This window comes from Halopseudomonas nanhaiensis (assembly GCF_020025155.1).
Taxonomy (GTDB): Bacteria; Pseudomonadota; Gammaproteobacteria; order Pseudomonadales; family Pseudomonadaceae; genus Halopseudomonas; species Halopseudomonas nanhaiensis.
The window spans coordinates 201,541-221,229 of the sequence record NZ_CP073751.1; the positions used below are offsets into that span (position 1 = coordinate 201,541).

Annotated in this window: 19 protein-coding genes; 12 read left to right on the forward strand and 7 right to left on the reverse strand. The window is 62.3% G+C overall.

Features of this window, described 5'->3' with window-relative positions; genetic code table 11:
- Positions 1-150: 150 nt before the first annotated feature.
- The 6 genes from KEM63_RS00905 to aguA all read left to right on the forward strand — a co-directional run bounded on the left by KEM63_RS00905 (position 151) and on the right by aguA (position 6,886).
- Positions 151-1,575, forward strand: a complete 1,425-nt coding sequence (locus tag KEM63_RS00905) for a glutamine synthetase family protein (RefSeq protein ID WP_223654075.1) — start codon at positions 151-153, stop codon at positions 1,573-1,575.
- Positions 1,576-2,059: 484 nt separating this feature from the next.
- Positions 2,060-3,322: an NAD(P)/FAD-dependent oxidoreductase gene (locus KEM63_RS00910; RefSeq protein ID WP_223654077.1), complete on the forward strand. Its 1,263-nt coding sequence runs from the start codon at positions 2,060-2,062 to the stop codon at positions 3,320-3,322.
- Positions 3,323-3,334: 12 nt separating this feature from the next.
- Positions 3,335-3,970, forward strand: coding sequence for a TetR/AcrR family transcriptional regulator (locus tag KEM63_RS00915; RefSeq protein ID WP_223654079.1), 636 nt, complete (start codon positions 3,335-3,337; stop codon positions 3,968-3,970).
- The gene (locus KEM63_RS00920; RefSeq protein WP_223654080.1) at positions 3,967-4,755 is read left to right on the forward strand and encodes a M90 family metallopeptidase; all 789 of its coding nucleotides are present in this window, start codon (positions 3,967-3,969) and stop codon (positions 4,753-4,755) included. The genes KEM63_RS00915 and KEM63_RS00920 overlap by 4 nt, the downstream gene beginning before the upstream one ends.
- A gap of 155 nt (positions 4,756-4,910) precedes the next feature.
- A complete protein-coding gene (gene aguB, locus KEM63_RS00925; RefSeq protein WP_223654081.1) occupies positions 4,911-5,789 on the forward strand; it encodes an N-carbamoylputrescine amidase in 879 nt (292 codons plus the stop codon).
- Positions 5,789-6,886, forward strand: coding sequence for an agmatine deiminase (gene aguA / locus KEM63_RS00930; protein ID WP_223654082.1), 1,098 nt, complete (start codon positions 5,789-5,791; stop codon positions 6,884-6,886). Before aguB ends, aguA begins: the two co-directional genes overlap by 1 nt.
- Positions 6,887-7,054: 168 nt before the next feature.
- On the opposite strand, the gene KEM63_RS00935 is transcribed toward aguA, so the two are convergent.
- Entirely contained in the window at positions 7,055-7,270 is a 216-nt protein-coding gene (locus KEM63_RS00935; protein WP_223655920.1) for a hypothetical protein, read from the reverse strand.
- A gap of 39 nt (positions 7,271-7,309) precedes the next feature.
- Positions 7,310-8,704: an argininosuccinate lyase gene (argH, locus tag KEM63_RS00940; RefSeq protein ID WP_223654083.1), complete on the reverse strand. Its 1,395-nt coding sequence runs from the start codon at positions 8,702-8,704 to the stop codon at positions 7,310-7,312.
- 240 nt (positions 8,705-8,944) lie between these two features.
- Here argH and KEM63_RS00945 point away from each other — a divergent pair, with 240 nt between their 5' ends.
- The 4 genes from KEM63_RS00945 to KEM63_RS00960 all read left to right on the forward strand — a co-directional run bounded on the left by KEM63_RS00945 (position 8,945) and on the right by KEM63_RS00960 (position 12,579).
- Entirely contained in the window at positions 8,945-10,006 is a 1,062-nt protein-coding gene (locus KEM63_RS00945; RefSeq protein ID WP_223654084.1) for a sensor histidine kinase, read from the forward strand.
- 20 nt (positions 10,007-10,026) lie between these two features.
- The gene (locus tag KEM63_RS00950) at positions 10,027-10,776 is read left to right on the forward strand and encodes a LytR/AlgR family response regulator transcription factor (RefSeq protein WP_223654085.1); all 750 of its coding nucleotides are present in this window, start codon (positions 10,027-10,029) and stop codon (positions 10,774-10,776) included.
- Between the two features lie 79 nt (positions 10,777-10,855).
- The gene (gene hemC, locus KEM63_RS00955; RefSeq protein ID WP_223654087.1) at positions 10,856-11,797 is read left to right on the forward strand and encodes a hydroxymethylbilane synthase; all 942 of its coding nucleotides are present in this window, start codon (positions 10,856-10,858) and stop codon (positions 11,795-11,797) included.
- The gene (locus KEM63_RS00960; RefSeq protein WP_223654089.1) at positions 11,794-12,579 is read left to right on the forward strand and encodes a uroporphyrinogen-III synthase; all 786 of its coding nucleotides are present in this window, start codon (positions 11,794-11,796) and stop codon (positions 12,577-12,579) included. Before hemC ends, KEM63_RS00960 begins: the two co-directional genes overlap by 4 nt.
- A gap of 39 nt (positions 12,580-12,618) precedes the next feature.
- On the opposite strand, the gene KEM63_RS00965 is transcribed toward KEM63_RS00960, so the two are convergent.
- Positions 12,619-12,933 carry a hypothetical protein gene (locus KEM63_RS00965; protein ID WP_223654091.1) on the reverse strand — a complete coding sequence of 105 codons (315 nt, stop codon included), beginning with the start codon at positions 12,931-12,933 and terminating at the stop codon, positions 12,619-12,621.
- Between the two features lie 91 nt (positions 12,934-13,024).
- Between KEM63_RS00965 and KEM63_RS00970 the strand changes: the two genes are divergently transcribed.
- Both KEM63_RS00970 and KEM63_RS00975 read left to right on the forward strand, forming a co-directional pair.
- Entirely contained in the window at positions 13,025-13,993 is a 969-nt protein-coding gene (locus tag KEM63_RS00970) for a uroporphyrinogen-III C-methyltransferase (RefSeq protein ID WP_223654093.1), read from the forward strand.
- Positions 13,986-15,221 (forward strand): heme biosynthesis HemY N-terminal domain-containing protein, encoded by a 1,236-nt coding sequence (locus tag KEM63_RS00975; protein WP_223654095.1) that lies wholly within the window; start codon positions 13,986-13,988, stop codon positions 15,219-15,221. Before KEM63_RS00970 ends, KEM63_RS00975 begins: the two co-directional genes overlap by 8 nt.
- Positions 15,222-15,256: 35 nt before the next feature.
- Here the strand turns inward: KEM63_RS00975 and KEM63_RS00980 are convergent, their stop codons facing one another.
- The 4 genes from KEM63_RS00980 to trxA form a co-directional block, all read right to left on the reverse strand.
- On the reverse strand, positions 15,257-16,240 hold the full coding sequence (locus tag KEM63_RS00980) for a 2Fe-2S iron-sulfur cluster-binding protein (protein WP_223654097.1): 984 nt from the start codon (positions 16,238-16,240) through the stop codon (positions 15,257-15,259).
- Positions 16,237-17,703, reverse strand: a complete 1,467-nt coding sequence (gene ubiD, locus KEM63_RS00985) for a 4-hydroxy-3-polyprenylbenzoate decarboxylase (protein ID WP_223654100.1) — start codon at positions 17,701-17,703, stop codon at positions 16,237-16,239. Before ubiD ends, KEM63_RS00980 begins: the two co-directional genes overlap by 4 nt.
- A gap of 171 nt (positions 17,704-17,874) precedes the next feature.
- On the reverse strand, positions 17,875-19,140 hold the full coding sequence (rho, locus tag KEM63_RS00990) for a transcription termination factor Rho (protein ID WP_223654102.1): 1,266 nt from the start codon (positions 19,138-19,140) through the stop codon (positions 17,875-17,877).
- Between the two features lie 215 nt (positions 19,141-19,355).
- On the reverse strand, positions 19,356-19,682 hold the full coding sequence (gene trxA, locus KEM63_RS00995) for a thioredoxin TrxA (RefSeq protein ID WP_223654104.1): 327 nt from the start codon (positions 19,680-19,682) through the stop codon (positions 19,356-19,358).
- Positions 19,683-19,689: the final 7 nt, after the last annotated feature.

Below are 19,689 nucleotides of genomic sequence, written 5' to 3' on the forward strand. Positions count from 1 at the left end.
GCCTGAAAGGCCTAGAACTGGCCTTATTTGGTGCGTTGTGCACATATATAGGGCATCGCTGGCTCTATTGACTCGTTGGAACCTTTCGGATTAACTCTCTCCGTAGTACTTGCGTGATTGATATATTTTACAAAATTACAGGTGATATCAATGCAACCCCAAGCCGGCGCGGATACTGCTCCGGTCGATACTGATGCAGCAAAGACTGCGTCAGGCAGTATCCAGGAAGCCGAGGCGTTTCTCGCCGCGCATCCGGAAATTCACTTTATCGACCTTCTGATCGCCGACATGAACGGCATAGTCCGCGGAAAACGCATCGACCGTTCCGCTCTGCCCAAAGCCTATGAAAAGGGCATCGCCCTCCCGGCCTCCATCTTTGCGCTGAACATTCAGGGTACAACTGTCGAAGAGACCGGCCTCGGCCTTGAAATCGGCGACGCCGATCGCATCTGCCTGCCGATTCCCGACACCCTGAATATCGAACCCTGGCAGAAGCGCCCGACGGGTCAGCTACTGATGACCATGTATGAGCTGGATCGCAAGACGCCGTTCTTCGCTGATCCGCGCTATGTGCTGCAGCGCATTGTAGAGCGTTTCAGCGAGCTGGGTCTGAAGCCCGTCTCGGCATTCGAGCTGGAGTTCTACCTGATCGATCAGGAAAACCTCACTGGTCGCCCGCAGCCGCCACGTTCGCCCATGTCGGGCAAGCGGCCCAATTCGGTTCAGGTCTATTCGATGGACGATCTGGACGAATATGCAGAGTTTCTTGAGGACGTCATCGAGGCTGCCCACGAGCAGGACATCCCCGCTGACGCCATCGTCGCCGAATCGGCCCCAGGCCAGTTCGAAGTCAACCTTCACCACGTCGATGATCCGGTCAAGGCCTGTGACTACAACGTGCTGCTCAAGCGGGTGATCAAGAACGTCGCCTATGACCATGAGATGGACACCACCTTCATGGCCAAGCCGTACTACGATCAGGCCGGCAATGGCATGCATGTGCACATCAGCCTGGTCGACGCGGACGGACGCAATGTCTTCGCACCGAATGCCGATGGCTCGCTGGGCGACATGCTGCGCTGGGCGATCGGCGGCCTGCTCGAGACCCTTCCCCAGTACATGGCATTCCTGTGTCCGAACGTGAACTCGTACCGTCGTTTCAGCCCGAGTTTCTTCGTTCCCTGTGCACCGACCTGGGGCATCGACAACCGTACCGTGGCTGTCCGCGTGCCCGGTGGGGATGCCGACGCGATGCGTATCGAGCACCGTCTGGCTGGCGCCGACGCCAACCCGTATCTGCTGATGGCCGCACTGCTGTCTGCAATTCATTACGGGATCAGCAACAAGATCGAGCCGCCACCGCAGACCGAAGGCAACGCCTACGACCAGCACGAGCCGTCACTACCGACCAACCTGCGTGATGCTCTGCGCGAGCTGGAAACCTCGGAAGTGATGAAGGAATACATCGGCGAGGAATACCTCGATGTATTCGTGCTGTGCAAGGAGAGCGAGCTCGAAGAGTTTGAGAAAACCATCTCCGACCTTGAGTACATGTGGTATTTGCACACGGTGTGACGCCGTCTGCTGTGCTGAGCAGTACTGAAATCCCGTCAAATTGGCGGGATTTTTGTTGGTGTCGTCGGTGGTGGGTGCTGTGTGGACGGGGAATTCGATGTGGGCGTCCGGGTGCGATAACCCTATACGGGACACGCTACAAGCCTTCCCTGGGGCTCGACCGCGCACATCCTTGTGCGCGGACGGTCCCGTATAGGGTTATCCCACCCGAACACCGCGTTACGTCGTGCAGGCCGACCGAAAAGCCCGGTTGGATCTTTTATCCGCAGCACTGAGGCCTGCTGGGCTGGCTTCGTATCGCCTGGGCCGGACCGTCCACGCACAGGGATGTGCGTGGTCGAGCCCCAGGGATGGCTTGCCGCGTGTCCGGTCCAGGCGATGCGAAGTCGGCCCATTGCACCGAGCCCGGCACGAGCCTGGTCGCCACATTGCTGAACGGGGTGCTGGCGCGGGCTTCTATTAATCCGTCAAGGGGAGAACAAGGGTGCAGCACGAGTCGTGGTACCAAGCCACTGCAAACCCATCACCGGCTTACGCTGCGCTGAACGGCGACCACCGCACGGATGTTTGCATCGTCGGTGCAGGCTTCACCGGCCTGTCTGCCGCTCTCGAGCTGGCGCAGGCCGGGAGGCGGGTGGTGGTGCTGGAGGCCGAACGGGTCGGCTGGGGCTGCTCGGGACGCAACGGCGGGCAGATCAACCCGGGCCCGGCCTGTGATCACGCTACGCTGGTCCGGCAGCTGGGCAACTCCGATGCCCGCAAGGTGTGGGAGCTGACAGTGGAGGGCGTTGGACTGCTCCGCCGACGCGTCGCCGAACATTCCATCGACTGTCATCTAAAACCCGGCATCCTGTTGGTGGCCAACAAGGCCAGACATGTCGAGGAGCTGCATGCCTGGCAGGCCACGCTGGCGTCACTGGGTTACGATCAGCTGCATTTTCTCGATCGCCAGCAATTGCGCGAACAACTGCGCGCCGATTATCAGGCCGGCGTCGTGGATCATGGCGGCGGTGATCTGCACCCGCTCAACTACACACTGGGGCTGGCACGTGCAGCGGCCGAGGCGGGAACGGTTATTCACGAGCGCACGCCGGCATTGGCCTGGGAGGAAGAGGCGACCGGGGTGCGCGTTCGAACGGCAGACGGAGAAATCCACGCGGATCAGTTGCTGTTGGCCGGCAACGCCTACATGGGGAAACTGCTGCCCTGGCACGCGCGCCGCTTCATGCCGATCGGCAGCTACATCGGCGCAACCCGCCCTCTGGGCGAGCTGGCCGAGCAGCTGATCCCGTCGCGGATGGCCGTGTGTGACATGAAGCACCTGCTCGACTATTACCGCTTGAGTCATGACAACCGATTGCTTTTTGGTGGCCGCGCCAGCGCCTACGATGCGCGACCGGAGCGACTCGAGCCGGCCATGCGGCAGAGGATGGCCGCAGTGTTCCCCCAGCTCGCCGGAGAAGGCTTCGACTATCTGTGGGGCGGCAAGGTGGCTATGACACTGAACAAGGCGCCGCAATTCGGTCGTATCGGCGAGCGCGTGCTGTACGCGCAGGGGTACTCCGGGCAGGGTGTCGCGCTGGCCGGGCTGGCAGGCCAGCTGATGGCTCAGGTGTTGGTCGGCCGCGGCGACGGTTTCGATCTCTTCGCACGGATCCGTCATGTTCCGGTTCCACCGGGGGCCGGGCTGCACACCGCCGTTCGGGCGCTGGCGCTGCTATGGTATCGTCTGCGCGACATACGCTGATTCCGGATGCCAATGAACGCGCGCACCCCTCCTAAACGCCGTGCCAGCAGCCAGGAGCGCATCGAGCGAATACTCGATGCCACCGAGACGCTGCTGGGTGAGCAGGGCCTGGGCGAGCTTTCGATGTACGCCATCGCCGAGCAGGCGCAGATCCCGCCCTCTTCGGCGTATCACTTCTTCCCCCAGGTCGGTGATGTGTTGGCCGCGCTGGCCGAACGCGTGTTCCTCGAGCTCGATGCGCTGCTCAAGGAACAGGCCCAACTTCCCCACGCCGGGAGCTGGCCTGCGCTGGTCGAGCGCATCGAAGCACGCTTTCAGGCCTACTATCAGTCCCACCCGGCGGCGCGCGAACTGCTTCTGGGCGCTCACGAGCTTGCAGCCATACGCCAGGCCGACCGTCAGCACGACCTGCAGCTCGGCAGGCGTTTTCATGAATGTCTGTCCGCCTGCTATGAGCTGCCACCGCTGCCGCAGGAAGTCGATATATTTACCCTCGCGCTACAGGCGGCGGACAAGTTGCTCGCCGTCGACTATCAACAAAACGGTTGTCTTACCCCGCCCATGTGCCGCGAGGCGACGCGGGTGATCATCGGGTATCTGGGTCTGTACCTGCCCGCCGTTCTGCCTGCTGCGGAGCTGCGTCGATGAGCCTGTTCGGCAAGCTCTCGGCCTGGCGTGAGAGCCGCAGGCTCGAACAGTTGGAGGTTTCCGAGGCGCTATGGAGCGAAGCGCTCGGGGACTGGGGTGTGTACCGCCGGTATGCGCCGCAGTCGCAGGAGAAATTGCGCGAGATGGCGCTGAGGCTGCTGCTGCGCAAGCATCTGGTGGCGGCCGGGGATCTGCACTTGAGTGACGCGATGCGCCTGCGCATCGCCGGCATGGCGGTGGTACCGGTGCTCGAGCTGGGTCTGGACTGGTATGACGGTTGGCAGACACTGATCATCTACGACGGGCCCTTCGTCGCCGAGCATAGCTGGGAGGACGAGTATGGCATCGTCCATGAGGAAACAAGCGAGCGTAGCGGTGAGGCGTGGTATCGCGGGCCGGTAATACTCTCCTGGGAGGATGTGCTGGCCTCCGGCCTCGACGGCTTCAACGTCGTTATCCATGAGCTTTCGCACACGCTCGACATGCGGCGGGAAGGCGCCAATGGCGCGCCCCCATTGCATGCCGGAATGGATCCGGCGGCCTGGAAACGCGACATGCAGGGTGCGTGGGATGATCTGGGTCGGCGGGCAGAGTCCGGCGCAAGCCTGCCGGTCGACGAGTATGCGCTGGAGGATCCGGCCGAATTCTTTGCGGTTCTGTCGGAAACCTTTTTCGAAGCGCCCCGCCCGCTGGCTGCGGCCTGGCCGGCTGTGTATCAGCACCTTGTGGCTTTCTATCGACAGGATCCGCTGATGCCGGCTGAGCGCGGCGTGAGCGCTCCCTAGCGGCTATGCTTGGTTGTTATCAGTTTTCCCGGATTCTTCCGGATATATGTCGGTGTAACAGTCATGCCGGGTCGCCTCAAGACGGACGACATGCGTTGTAAAGCCGATAAATATCGATTATAAAGCTCAATTCCCCACCTCTGCAGGAGACCTCCATGTCCCGTCTCGTTACCGTCGCCGCTACCCAGATGAGCTGTTCCTGGGACCGTCAGGACAACATCGCCAAGGCCGAGCGCCTGGTGCGGCAGGCCGCCAGTCAGGGTGCGCAGATCATTCTTATCCAGGAATTGTTCGAAACGCCTTACTTCTGCCAGAAGCCAAATCCGGAATATCTTCAGCTGGCGACTGAAGTCGATAACAATCCGGCTATCGCCCATTTCCAGGCGCTGGCGCGTGAGCTCGAGGTTGTTCTGCCGGTGAGCTTCTTCGAGCTCGCCGGGCGTTCGCGCTTCAACAGCGTGGCGATCATCGATGCCGACGGGCGCAATCTCGGAATCTACCGCAAGAGCCACATTCCGGATGGCCCCGGCTACCACGAGAAATATTACTTCAACCCGGGCGATACCGGCTTCAAGGTGTGGAATACCCGCTATGCGAAGATCGGCGTAGGCATCTGCTGGGACCAGTGGTTTCCGGAGTGCGCCCGTTCCATGGCGTTGCAGGGTGCAGAGATCCTGTTCTACCCCACGGCGATCGGCAGCGAGCCGCATGATTCGAGCATCACTTCCCGCGATCACTGGCAGCGCGTGCAACAGGGCCATGCCGGGGCGAACCTGATGCCGGTCATCGCCAGCAACCGCATCGGCACGGAAGAGCAGGACGGCTACGACATCACCTTCTACGGTTCTTCGTTCATCGCCGATCAGTTCGGCGCCAAGGTGCAGGAGGCGGGTGAAACCGAAGAAGCGGTGCTGGTGCAGGAGTTCGACCTCGACCGCATGGAGCACATTCGCAGCGCCTGGGGCGTGTTTCGTGACCGCCGGCCGAATCTGTACGCGCCGATCAAGACCCTCGACGGCAGCCTGGAGTCCTGATGTATACCTTGCACAGTACGCCGCGCGCCGATGGCTATCGTATGCCTGCCGAGTGGGAGCAGCACGGTCAGACCTGGATGGTCTGGCCCGAGCGCCCGGACAACTGGCGCCTCGGCGGCAAGCCGGCGCAGGCGGCCTTCGCCGAGGTAGCGCGGGCCATCGCCAGCTTCGAGCCGGTCAGTGTGTGCGTGTCGTCGGCACAGTATGCCAACGCCAGTGCGCAGCTCGATCATCCAGCCATCCGCATCGTCGAGATGAGTACCGATGATGCCTGGGTGCGCGATACCGGTCCGACCTTCGTGGTCAATGGACAGGGCGGCATCCGTGGCGTCGATTGGACCTTCAATGCCTGGGGCGGGTTCGACGGCGGTCTTTACTGGCCGTGGCAGCGCGACGATCAGGTCGCTGACAAGATCCTCAGCCTGGAACGCTCACCGCGGTACCGCACCGAAGGTTTTGTGCTCGAGGGCGGGGCGATTCATGTAGACGGTGAGGGCACCGTCATCACGACCGAGGAGTGCCTGCTCAACCCTAATCGCAATCCGCACATGATGCGCGAAGAGATCGAGCTCAAGCTGGGCGACTACCTGGGCATCGACAAGGTGATCTGGCTGCCGAACGGTCTGTTCAACGACGAGACTGACGGGCATGTCGACAACTTCTGCTGCTTCGTGCGGCCAGGAGAGGTATTGCTTGCCTGGACCGACGACGAAGAGGATCCCAACTACCTGCGTTGTCAGGCGGCGATCAGAGTGCTGCAGGCAAGTCGTGATGCGCAGGGCAGGGAATTCGTCGTGCACAAGATGCCGATCCCCGGACCGATATACGCGACCGAGGAAGAGTGCACCGGCATCGACAAGGTGGTCGGCAGCCAGCCGCGCGATCCGTCGATACGTCTTGCCGGATCCTATGTGAACTTCCTGATCGTCAATGGCGGCATCGTGGCTCCGTCCTTCGATGACCCGAAGGATGACGAGGCCAGGGAGATTCTGCAGCAGCTGTTCCCTGATCGCCGGGTGGTCATGGTACCTGGAAGGGAAATTTTGCTTGGTGGGGGGAACATCCACTGCATTACGCAGCAGCAGCCGGTGGCTTAGGGATCAGGATCTGAGCGTAAGCGGCGTGCTTACGGGTCAGAGGCCGCATGATAACGAGGCAGGGTTGCGTGCATCCTTCTTCGCGGTCATGCCCGCTCCTACAGGGGCGCGGTCGAGATAGCGGCGATGCGTAGCGGTACTGGGCAGCAACGCATCTTTGCGGAGGCGTCACGGTTCTGCGCTGGATTTCGTGTCCGGTGGCTTCGAGTCGCTCGACTCCTGCGGGTGCTGGCCTTCGCGGATCGCTTCCAGGTCTGCGAGCTCGTCGAGTTCGCAGACGGTACATTGTCCATATTCCGGCTGAATGGTTTCCACATAGCGTACGCGCCGGCTGGCTGAGTGCCGGTCGGCGCTGACGCGATAACGTGGTCGGTCTTCGCTCATCTGAAGCGGCTCCGCTGGGATCTATCCCGTTGGACCGTCCTAGCCGCCCAGCAATTCCCTGCCACGTGATACTGCTGCACGTACCTGAGCTGGCGCCGTGCCGCCGATGTGGTCCCGCGCATTGACCGAGCCTTCCAGGGTCAGCACCTCGAACACGTCCTGCTCGATCTGATCGCTGAACTGCCGCAGTTCATCCAGGCTCATGTCGGCCAGGTCTCTGCCGGTGTTCACGCCGTGTTTCACGGCGTGGCCGACAATCTCGTGGCAATCGCGAAACGGCAGACCCTTGCGTACCAGGTAGTCGGCCAGGTCGGTGGCGGTGGAGAATCCGCGGCGGGCCGCTTCGCGCATGGATTCCACCTTCGGCTGGATCGCCGGTATCATGTCGGCGAAGGCGCGCAGGCTGTCGCGCAGCGTATCGACGGCGTCGAACAGCGGCTCCTTGTCTTCCTGATTGTCCTTGTTGTAGGCCAGCGGCTGGCTCTTCATCAGGGTCAGCAGACCCATCAGATGGCCATAGACGCGGCCGCTCTTGCCGCGGACCAGCTCGGGTACGTCTGGGTTCTTCTTCTGCGGCATGATCGACGAGCCTGTGCAGAAACGGTCGGGCAGGTCGATGAAGTTGAACTGCGAGCTGGTCCACAACACCAGTTCTTCGGAGAAGCGCGAGAGGTGCATCATTGCCAGCGCGGCTGCGGCGCAGAATTCGATGGCAAAGTCGCGATCGGACACGCCGTCCAGCGAGTTGCCCGATACGGCTTCGAAGCCCAGCAACTGGCAGGTAACGCTGCGGTCGATCGGGTAAGTGGTGCCGGCCAGGGCCGCGCTGCCCAGCGGCATGCGGTTGACGCGCTTGCGGCAGTCGGCCAGCCGCTCGGCGTCGCGTGCGAGCATCTCGAACCAGGCCAGCAGGTGATGGCCGAAGGTAACCGGTTGTGCGGTCTGCAGATGGGTGAAGCCCGGCATGATCACGTCCGCGTGCCTTTCTGCCTGGTCGAGCAGGCCGGTCTGCAGTCGCGTGAGCTCGCTGAGGATCACGTCGATTTCTTCGCGCAGCCATAGGCGGATGTCAGTGGCGACCTGGTCGTTGCGCGAGCGGCCGGTATGCAGCTTCTTGCCGGTGATGCCGATGCGATCGGTCAGGCGTGCTTCGATGTTCATGTGCACGTCTTCCAGCTCGACGCGCCAGTCGAATTCGCCCGCTTCGATCTCGGCGCGGATCTGGTCCAGACCCTCGATGATCTGGTCGCGCTCGGCGTCGCTGAGCACCCCCACTTTGGCCAGCATGGTGGCGTGGGCGATCGAACCTTGGATGTCGTGCTTGTACAGGCGCTTGTCGAAGTCCACCGAAGCGGTGAAACGGGCCACGAAGGCATCGACCGGTTCGTTGAACCGCCCGCCCCAGGATTGATTGGTAGTCTTGTCTTGGCTCATGTCGGTGGTCCGTGCTCGTTGATTCGGCGGCTTGCTCAAGCCATAGGCGGCGTTGGGTGCTGGGGGGCGGACCGTCGATGCCCCGGACGGCATCGCCGAGCTCCCACGGATGGGTTCACGGCGTGTCCGGCTCCGCCAGCACACAATGACGCTTGCACGGAGCAAGTCGCGGCGCTGAAAGCCGCATAGCATACCATTTCCCGCTTGCGCGACGACCTCGGGCTGATCGACACTTCGTCCATGAAGAATGGACTCTGGACCTTACTGAAAAAACCCTATCCCGGAGAAGATTTCTTCCTTCCGGATCTCTGCTCATCATTTGCCGTGTTCACGCTGGTGGTGCTCGCCGAGCTGGTGGTGCTGCTGTGGGTGCTGGCGCAACCGGTGTCGGGCGGATTCGACTGGCTGCAGCTGGCCATGGCGTCGTTGTTCGTGCAATGGATCGTGCTGTTGTCGGCCGCGTTGCTGTGTCGCCTGCGGCCCTGGATGCAGCGGCGTCCGCTCGGGCTGGCGATCGCCGCCTGTTACGCCGTGGTGATCTCGCTGGTGCTGATATTCACCATTCTCGGCGAGTGGGTGCTTCATCAGGGGATGCTCGGTCTGCCGCAGCTCGATGCGGAACTGCTGCTGCGCCACGGGCTTATCGCATTGATCATGACCAGTCTGCTGCTGCGCTATTTCTACCTCCAGCAACAATGGCAGCGCCAGACCCAGGCTGAGCTCAAGGCGCGGCTGCAATCGCTGCAATCGCGCATTCGTCCGCATTTCCTGTTCAACAGCCTCAACAGCATCGTCAGCCTGATCGGTTCATCGCCGGACAAGGCCGAGAACGCTGTGCTCGATCTTGCCGACCTGTTCCGTGCGAACCTGGGCGAAGCCGAGGGCGTCGCCAGCTGGGCCGAGGAAAAGCGATTGTGTGAGGGGTATCTGCGCATCGAGCAGTATCGCCTCGGTGACAGGCTGAAGGTGGAGTGGGATACCGAGGCGTTGCCAGCCGTTACGCCGATGCCGCTGCTGACCCTGCAGCCGCTGCTCGAGAACGCCATTCTGCACGGTCTGCAGCCCAGCCTGCACGGCGGCGACATTCGTATTCACGGTATCTATCGAAGCGGCGTGGTTGAACTGGAAGTCTCCAACAGTTGTCCAGACGTGGTAGATAGCCATCAGGGATCTCGCATGGCCTTGCAGAATATCCGGGCACGCCTGGCTGCCCTGTTCGGGCCGCAGGCAAGCGTCGAAGCATGGCGCGATGGTCCACGCTACTTCAGCAGGCTGGTCTATCCTTGTAGCAAACGTCCATAACCGCAGGAAGTCATTAAGGCATGAAAGTACTGATCGCCGATGATGAACCACTCGCTCGAGAACGCCTGGCCAGACTGGTCTCCGCGCTTCCGGGCTACACAGCATTACCGGAGATGGCCAGCAACGGCCAGGAAGTACTCGATATCGTAGCCGAGCAACACCCCGACATTGTCCTGCTGGATATTCGCATGCCCGGCATGGATGGTCTGCAGGCCGCAGGCAAGCTGAGCGAAATGAGCGAGGCGCCGGCGGTGGTGTTCTGTACAGCGCACGGCGAATACGCGCTGGAAGCGTTTTCCGTTGCCGCTGTCGGTTACCTGCTCAAGCCGGTTCGCAGCGAGGATCTGGCCGACGCGCTGGCCAAGGCGCAGCGGCTGAACCGCATGCAGCTGGCCAATCTGGGCAAGGCCGGGGTCACCAGCGAGACCAACCAGGCGCGCAGTCATATCAGCGCGCGGACCCGGCGAGGCGTCGAGCTGGTCCCGATTGAAGAGGTTCTGTACTTCATCGCCGACCACAAGTACGTCACGCTGCGCCACTGTGAGGGCGAGGTACTTCTGGATGAGCCGCTCAAGGCGCTGGAAGACGAGTTCGGCGACTACTTCGTGCGTATCCATCGCAACGCACTGGTCGCGCGCAATCGCATAGAGCGGTTGCAGCGCAGTGCCATGGGACATTTCCATCTGCACCTCAAGGGGCTGCCGGAGGAAACGCTTACCGTCAGCCGTCGCCACGTGCCCGGTGTGCGCAAACTGATGGGTCAGCTGTGAGTCGGGCTGCGACAGCAGCCCGCGTGGATGCTCGCCGGGGCATGCCGTATGATGCCGGCTGGTCCTGAACGAGAATCCCATGAGTCGACATTTGCGTATCGCCACCCGCAAGAGCGCGCTGGCCCTGTGGCAGGCCGAGTTCGTCAAGGCGCGCCTGGAGCACCTTCACCCGCACATCACCGTCAGCCTGGTCCCCATGGTCAGCCGCGGTGACAAGCTGCTCGACTCGCCGCTGGCCAAGATCGGTGGCAAGGGGCTGTTCGTGAAGGAGCTGGAAACAGCGATGATGAACGACGAGGCCGACCTGGCCGTGCACTCGATGAAAGATGTGCCGATGAACTTCCCTGACGGATTGGGTCTGTACGCCATCTGCGAACGGGAAGATCCGCGTGACGCCTTCGTTTCCAACCGCTATGAGACGGTCGCCAGCATGCCCGCAGGGAGCATCGTGGGCACGTCCAGCCTGCGGCGTCAGGCTCAGCTCATGGCGCGCCGTCCTGATCTGACCGTGCATTTCCTCCGTGGAAATGTGAACACACGGTTGGCCAAGCTCGACGCCGGCGAATATGACGCCATCATACTGGCCGCGGCCGGTCTCATGCGGCTGGGGTTCCACGAACGCATTGGCTATGCCATGGCTCCCGAGGAAAGCCTGCCGGCTGGCGGGCAGGGTGCGGTGGGGATCGAGTGCAGGACTGACGACACCGAGTTGCACCAGTTGCTGGCTCCGCTCAACGATCAGGACAGCGGTTTGCGCGTACGCGCCGAGCGCGCCCTGAATCATCGCCTTAACGGCGGCTGCCAGGTGCCAATTGCCTGCTACGCCGAGCGTGAAGCCGGTCAGATCTGGTTGCGGGGTCTGGTTGGCCAGCCCGATGGCAGTCGGCTGATCACCGCCGAGGCCCGCGGGCCTGAAGAAGATCCCGAGACGCTGGGTATCTCGGTCGCAGAGGATCTGCTCGCCCAGGGCGCGCAGGACATTCTCGATTCCGTCTATCAGGAGGAGGCCGGTCCGCGGTGAGCGGACGCCTGCTGCTGACCCGTGCCGACCAGGACAATCAGCGTCTTGCTGAGAAGCTGGCGGCTGAGGGAGTCGACACGCTCGGCGTGCCGCTATTGTGCATCGAGCCCTGCGAAGAAACCGCCATGCAGCGCCAGAGGATGCTTGATCTGGACCGCTATCAGGCGGTCGTCGTGGTCAGCCCGGTGGCTGCACGGTTCGGGCTGGAGCGCCTGGACCGATACTGGCCGCAGGCGCCGGTGGGTATCGAGTGGCTTGCAGTCGGCGCGACGACCGCAGGCGTTCTGTCGGATTACGGCCTGCCGGTACGACGGCCGCACGACGGCCAGGACAGCGAAGCCCTGATGCGGTTGCCGGTCTGGCAGGAGCTCCTCGATACGCCACGGCTCAGGGTTCTGATCTGGCGTGGAGAGGGTGGCCGCGAGCATATTGCCGAGCAAGTGCGCAGCGCTGGCGGAGAGGTCGACTATCTTGAACTATACCGGCGCACGCAACCTGCCGGGCTTGCCCAGGCGCTGCACGCCGCCGCCGGAAGCGGCGTAACCGGCATCCTGATCAGCAGCGCGCAGGCGCTCGAGCATTGGCACGACGCCGCAGCCCCGCGATGGGATAGCCAACGGCACTGGCGCTGCTGGGTGCCCAGCGAAAGGGTGGCGAAACGCGCCGCCGAGCTGGGCTGCACTGACATTGTGGTATGTGACGGAGCGGACGACGCGGCAGTACTTGCTGCTGTCGCTTCGCATCCGCTGACGCAACAAGGGGAACAGCGTGGAACCGACTGACAAGAACAAGCCGAAGGACCCGACGGAAACAATCGGCGATCAGGCTGGCACCAGGGCCGGTAGTGATCCGGTTGCGGATCTGGGCGGCTCGGAGCCGGCGTCCGGTGGCACGCCGGTCGGTGTCCAGCCTCCCGGAGACACTACCAACGGCTCGAGTGCCGATACCGGATCAGCGGCCGGCAAGGACGCTGCGGCGAAGCCGGGCAGTGGCCCCGCAAGCACTGCTGCATCCAGGGAGGCCGCAGCAGCCGGCTCCGCGGCGCAAATCACAGATACGAAAAGTGCTTCGAGCGCGTCCAGGCCCGGCACCGGTTCCAGCACGGCGGGCAAAGGCGCAGGCGCTGGAAGCAGCACCCCGCCTCCGTCGCCACCTCGGAAGAACGGGTCGTCCGGTGGTCGAGGACTCGCTTCGCTGGCGTTGCTCGTTGCGTTGGCAGCCGGAGGCATGAGTGTGTGGCAGTGGTATCAGACGCAGGCATCTGACGACGATCCGACAGCAGAGCTCGAGCAGCGGCTGGGTCAACTTGAGCAGAGCCAGCGCGAAGCCAGCGAGAGCCAGGCGCAGCGCCTTGAAGATGTCCCCCGCGCCGAGGAGCTGGATGAAACACGTCGGCTGGTGGATGACCTCCAGCGCAGTCAGCAACGCCTCAGAACTCGTCTGGAAGAGCAGGGTGATGCGCGCACGGACTGGAAGTTGGCCGAGGCCGAGTACCTGCTGCGCCTTGCTTCGCTGCGATTGATGGCCGCCCAGGATGTGCGCTCGGCCAGCGAAATGCTCGAGGCGGTCGATCAGATCATGCGTGACCAGCCCGACAGCGGCGTGTTCGCCGTGCGCGAAGTGCTGGCGCAGGCTCAGGCCGAGATCAGTGCGCTGCCTGAGGTCGATCGAGCCGGCATCTACCTGCGTCTGGCTGCCCTGCACAATCAGGTCGACAAGCTCGTCGCCCTGCCGGTCCCCGAGTTTGATCCGGATGAGGTAAGCGCCGAGGAAGAGTACGAAGACCGTCTGGCCCGACGTACCTGGGCAGAGCGGATGTTGATGAGGCTCGAGCGTTACGTGAGAGTGGACTTCCAGCGCGGCAAGGTCATCACCCCACTGCTCGATGAAGCCGAAATGCAGCGTATCCACCGAACCCTGCAGCTCACCCTGGAGCAGGCGCAATGGGCAGCGCTGCGTGGAGAGCAGGCGGTATACCGCAGCAGCCTCGAGCGCGCTGGTGAGGTCCTTGAGCAGTTTTTCGAAGAGCAAAGCCAGCAGGTCAGCGCGATGCGGGACCAGTTGTCAGAGCTCGCCGAGCGTCCGGTCAGCCTGACGCCGCCGGATCTTTCGCCGGTACAGCGCGCACTGGCCGACTACATGCGCAGCAGAGGGCAGGATTCCGGCGAAGCCGAGCAGGAGACGGAGGATGAATAAAAGCTACATCGCCATCCTTGTCGTCCTGCTGCTGTCCGCCCTGTTGGGGATGGCGATAGCGGAAGATCCCGGTTACCTGCTGATCGCCTGGCGCAACATGTCGGTCGAAACCAGCATCTGGGTCGGCCTTGCCGTACTGATCGGCCTCTGGTTGCTGTTCACCCTGCTGCGGGCCCTGACCCGTCTTCTGCGAGCCTCCGGCCGACGCATCAATCCCTGGTCCCGGCACAACCGCGGGCGCCGGGCCAACACAGCCGCGACGCGCGGTCTTCTGGAGTTTGCCGAAGGCCATTGGAGTCAGGCACTGCGTCTGCTCAAGCGATCCGCTCCGCATGCCGAGCAGCCGTTGATCAATTACCTGGCTGCGGCGCGAGCCGCGCACGAGCTGGAAGACTACGCCGAGTCCGACGGGCTGCTGCGCGAAGCGTACGACAACACGCCGAAGGCCGACGTGGCGATTGCAGTCACCCAGGCGCAGTTGCAGATTGCCCGCGGACAGCATGAGCAGGCGCTGGCGACGCTCACCCGACTACGCAAGGATCACCCCAAGCACCTGTACGCATTGAAGCTGATGAGTCAGCTGTATGTTCGGCTGGAGGACTGGCCGCGGCTGCAGCAGCTGCTGCCGGAGCTGCGCCGGCACAATGTTCTGAGCCAGGCTGAACAGCAGGTGCTTGAGCATCAGGTTTACCTGGCGCTGCTGTCACAGGCCGGCCAGCGTGCCAAGCAGTTCGACCCGCCGCAGCCCGATCCCATCGACGGCGTATGGAATCAGGTGCCCAAGCCCATGCGCCAGGACCCTTCACTGATCGAAGCATACTGCCTGCAGCTCAGGAGTATCGGTGCCGAGGAACCTGCCGAGCAGACGCTGCGGCTGGCGCTGAAGCAGCAGTTCAACGACCGGCTGGTGCACCATTACGGTCTGGTACAGGGCAAGGATCCTGCTCGTCAGCTCAACGCCGCCGAAAAGTGGCTCGAAGAGCATCCCCATGACGCCACGCTGTTGCTGGCCCTGGGGCGGTTGAGTCTGCGCAACGGTCTATGGGGCAAGGCGCGGGATTATTTCGAGGCGAGCTTCGCCAGCAAGCGTGACATTCAGACCTGCGCAGAGCTGGTGCGCCTGCTGGAACACATGGGTGAGCATGAAGCCGCCGAGCAGATGCTGCGGCAGGGGATTGCTCTGATGGTGCATGACCTGCCGGCGTTACCCATGCCCGACAGGCGTTGACGGCGGCCTCTGTGAGGCCGCAGCGGTTCAGACGGTCACTCGCCCAGCGCCTCCCGGGGCGCGTATGCGAATACATCGGCGTGCATGTTCTGCTCGGGCATGCCCGCTGCGACCAGTGAATCCAGCGTTGCATAGACCATAGGCGGTGACCCGCTGACGAACACCTCATAATCGCCAAGACTGCTCAGGTCAGCGCTGACTGCCTGTGGCAGCAATCCCTGACGTCCGGGCCATGCGGCGTCGTCGCTGACCACCTGATGCAGGTATAGATTCGGTCGAGTCGCCCAGCTCTCCCAGAAAGGTGCCTGATAGAAATCGGCCGCCTCGCGCACCCCCCAGTACAAATGGATCGCCCGATCAAAGCCGCGTGCCAGGCAGTTCTCGATGATGCTTTGCATCTGCGCAAGCCCTGTTCCGGCCGCTATGAGGATCAGAGAGCGCTGAGGCAGCTGCGCTACATGGCAGTCCCCCAGGGGGATCTTGACCCGCGCGATGCGGTTACGGCGCAGATGCTCGACCAGGGCAATGGCCGATTGCTCGCGGGCCAGAATCTGCAGTTCGAGCTCGCGGTCATCATTGGGCGCCGATGCAATCGAAAACGCAGACGACTCCCCGTCATCGCGTTCCAGAAGCAGGTACTGGCCGGCGTGATGCCGCAGCGGCTTGCCGGCTGGCGTGCGCAACTTGACCTGCCATACGTCAGCACCCAGATCGATGCAGTCGACGACCTGGCAGGCCAGGCTACGCAGCGGGAGCTCGTTCGGCGCCAGTACGTTTTCCCAATGCAGCGTGCAGTCATCCAGCGGTCTGGTAATGCAGGTATACAGTTCGCCCGTCTCGACCACAGTGTCGCCCTGGCGCGCCCTGCCGCTGACAAGGTTCGCCGCACATACGTGGCAATTGCCGTTGCGACAGCTCTGCGGCACGTCAAAGCCCAGGCGCTGAGCGGCCGCGAGAATCGTCTCACCCGGCAGCAGCTTGATCTCGTGTCCGGACGGTTGCAGTGTGACTCTGGTCATTCTATTCCCAGCTCGTTCCAGATGGCGTCGACGCGCTGCTGTACCGCCGCATCCTGTTTGATTGCCACGCCCCACTCACGGGTCGTCTCACCCGGCCACTTGTTGGTCGCATCCAGACCCATCTTGCTACCCAGGCCGGACACAGGCGAGGCGAAATCCAGGTAATCGATCGGGGTGTTGTCGATCATCACCGTGTCCCGACTGGGATCCATGCGCGTGGTGATCGCCCAGATGACATCGTTCCAGTCGCGCACGTTGACATCGTCATCGGTGACGATGACGAATTTGGTGTACATGAACTGGCGCAGGAAGGACCAGACGCCGAGCATCACGCGTTTCGCGTGGCCGGGGTACTGTTTCTTCATGGACACGACCGCCATGCGATACGAGCAGCCTTCCGGTGGCAGATAGAAGTCGGTGATCTCGGGAAACTGCTTCTGCAGAATCGGCACGAAGACTTCGTTGAGCGCCACGCCGAGGATGGCCGGCTCGTCCGGTGGGCGTCCGGTATAGGTGCTGTGGTAAATCGGCTTCTCGCGCTGGGTAATCCGCTCGATGGTGAACACCGGGAAGCGGTCGACCTCGTTGTAATAGCCGGTATGGTCGCCGAAGGGCCCCTCTTCGGCCATTTCGCCGGGATGAATCACGCCCTCTAGCACGATCTCGGCGCTGGCCGGAACCTGCAGGTCGGAACCGCGACATTTCACCAGCTCGGTGCGCTGCCCGCGCAGCAGCCCGGCGAAGGCATATTCGGATAGCGAATCGGGCACCGGCGTGACCGCGCCGAGGATGGTCGCCGGATCGGCGCCCAGGGCGACGGCAACCGGAAACGGCTCTCCCGGATGCTTATCGCACCATTCCTTGAAGTCCAGTGCGCCACCGCGGTGGCTGAGCCAGCGCATGATCACCTTGTTGCGACCGATGACCTGCTGGCGGTAGATGCCCAGATTCTGCCGATCCTTGTTCGGCCCTTTGGTGATCACCAGTCCCCAGGTGATCAGCGGGCCGGCATCACCAGGCCAGCAGGTCTGCACCGGAATGCGCCCGAGGTCGACGTCGTCACCTTCGAAGACCGTCGCCTGGCACGGCGCGTCACGCACCACCTTGGGCGCCATGGAGATGACCTTCTTGAAGATCGGCAGCTTGGACCAGGCATCCTTCAGCCCCTTGGGCGGGTCGGGTTCCTTCAGGAATGCGAGCAGCTTGCCGATCTCGCGCAGCTCGCTGACATCGTCGGCGCCCATGCCGAAGGCAACGCGCTCGGGCGTACCGAACAGGTTGCCGAGAACAGGCATATCGAAACCGGTAGGTTTTTCGAACAGCAGAGCGGGGCCGCCCTTGCGTAATGTCCGGTCGCAGATCTCGGTCATTTCCAGCACCGGCGACACTGGCGTGTGGATGCGCTTCAGCTCGCCTCTGCTTTCCAGGGCCTTGATGAAATCGCGTAGATCGGAGTATTGCATCGCAGCTTCAAGCCTCTAGCGGCAAGCTGCGAGCAGTACGAGGAATGCGGCAGCCTGGGTGTCTGGTCAGAAGCACAGTATGCCGGCAAGGCGGCGTGTTGGCCGTTGTAACATGAAACAGGCTGCAAACAGTGCAGGACCGCTTGCAGCTCAAAGCTTGACGCTTGCAGCTTAGTTTTTGCTGCGCTTCATCGACTGGAAGAATTCGTCGTTGGTCTTGGTGTCCTTCAGACGGTCGAGCAGGAATTCGATGGCGGCAATTTCGTCCATGGAATGGAGGATCTTGCGCAGAATCCACATGCGCTGAAGCTCGTCTTCGCTGGTCAGCAATTCTTCGCGGCGGGTACCGGAGCGGTTGATGTTGATTGCCGGGAACGTACGCTTCTCGGCGATCTTGCGATCCAGGTGGATCTCCATGTTGCCGGTGCCCTTGAATTCCTCGTAGATCACCTCGTCCATCTTCGAACCGGTATCGACCAGCGCGGTGGCGATGATGGTCAGGCTGCCGCCTTCCTCGATGTTCCGAGCCGCACCAAAGAAGCGCTTGGGCTTTTCCAGCGCGTGCGCGTCGACACCGCCGGTCAGTACCTTGCCGGAACTCGGGATAACCGTGTTGTAGGCGCGCGCCAGGCGGGTGATGGAGTCGAGAAGAATGATCACGTCCTTCTTGTGCTCGACCAGGCGCTTGGCCTTCTCGATGACCATCTCGGCAACCTGAACGTGGCGGCTCGGCGGCTCGTCGAAGGTTGAGGCAACCACTTCGCCGCGCACGGTGCGCTGCATTTCGGTCACTTCTTCCGGACGCTCGTCGATCAGCAGAACGATCAGATGACACTCGGGATTGTTACGCGCGATGTTCGATGCGATGTTCTGCAGCATAAGCGTCTTGCCGGCCTTCGGCGGTGCCACGAGCAGGCCGCGCTGGCCCTTGCCGATTGGCGCGCACAGATCGATGATCCGCGCCATCAGATCCTCGGTAGCGCCGTTGCCGGCTTCCATGACCAGACGATCATCCGGGAACAGCGGCGTGAGGTTCTCGAACAGGATCTTGTTCTTGGTGTTTTCCGGACGGTCGAAGTTGATCGAGTCGACCTTCAGCAGCGCAAAGTAGCGTTCGCCATCCTTCGGGGGTCGAATCTTGCCGGAGATGGTATCGCCCGTACGCAGGTTGAAGCGGCGGATCTGACTGGGCGACACGTAGATGTCATCGGGGCCGGCGAGGTAGGACGAATCAGCCGAGCGGAGAAAACCAAAACCATCCTGAAGAATTTCCAGGACGCCATCGCCGTGGATGTCCTCGCCGCCTTTGGCGTGTTTCTTGAGGATGGCGAAAATCACATCCTGCTTACGCGATCGGCCCATGTTCTCCAGGCCCATCTGATCGGCGATTTCCAACAGTTCGGTAATGGGTTTTTGCTTGAGTTCGGTCAGGTTCATAGAGTTAGATGGTTCAGGCGTCTTTTCGGCAGGACGGTTAGTAACAGGCCGCCATTGGGAATGGGGCGATGGGTTTGGCTGAAGTAGGGAAGCCATTGCCACGGGGTGTGGCAGGGATTGGAAAGCAAATCTAGCACTGCTCCGGGCATGCGTCTAGCGGAAAAGCCCAGAAAATTCGCCCCCTGCAGAAAAAACCGAGGGGGCGGAACCAAGCCTCAGATGTTGCTGTCGAGGAAGGCTGTCAGTTGCGACTTGGACAGGGCGCCGACCTTGGTCGCTTCGACGTTGCCGTCCTTGAACAGCATCAGGGTGGGGATGCCGCGCACGCCGTATTTTGGCGGCGTATCGGCATTCTCGTCGATGTTCAGTTTGCAGATCTTCAGCTTGCCGTTGTAGTCCTTGGCAATCTCGTCCAGCACCGGTGCAATCATCTTGCACGGGCCGCACCACTCAGCCCAGTAGTCCACCAGAACAGGGCCGTCGGCCTTGAGTACTTCGCTGTCGAAGCTGCCGTCGGTGACATGCACGATCAAATCACTCATCAGTCTC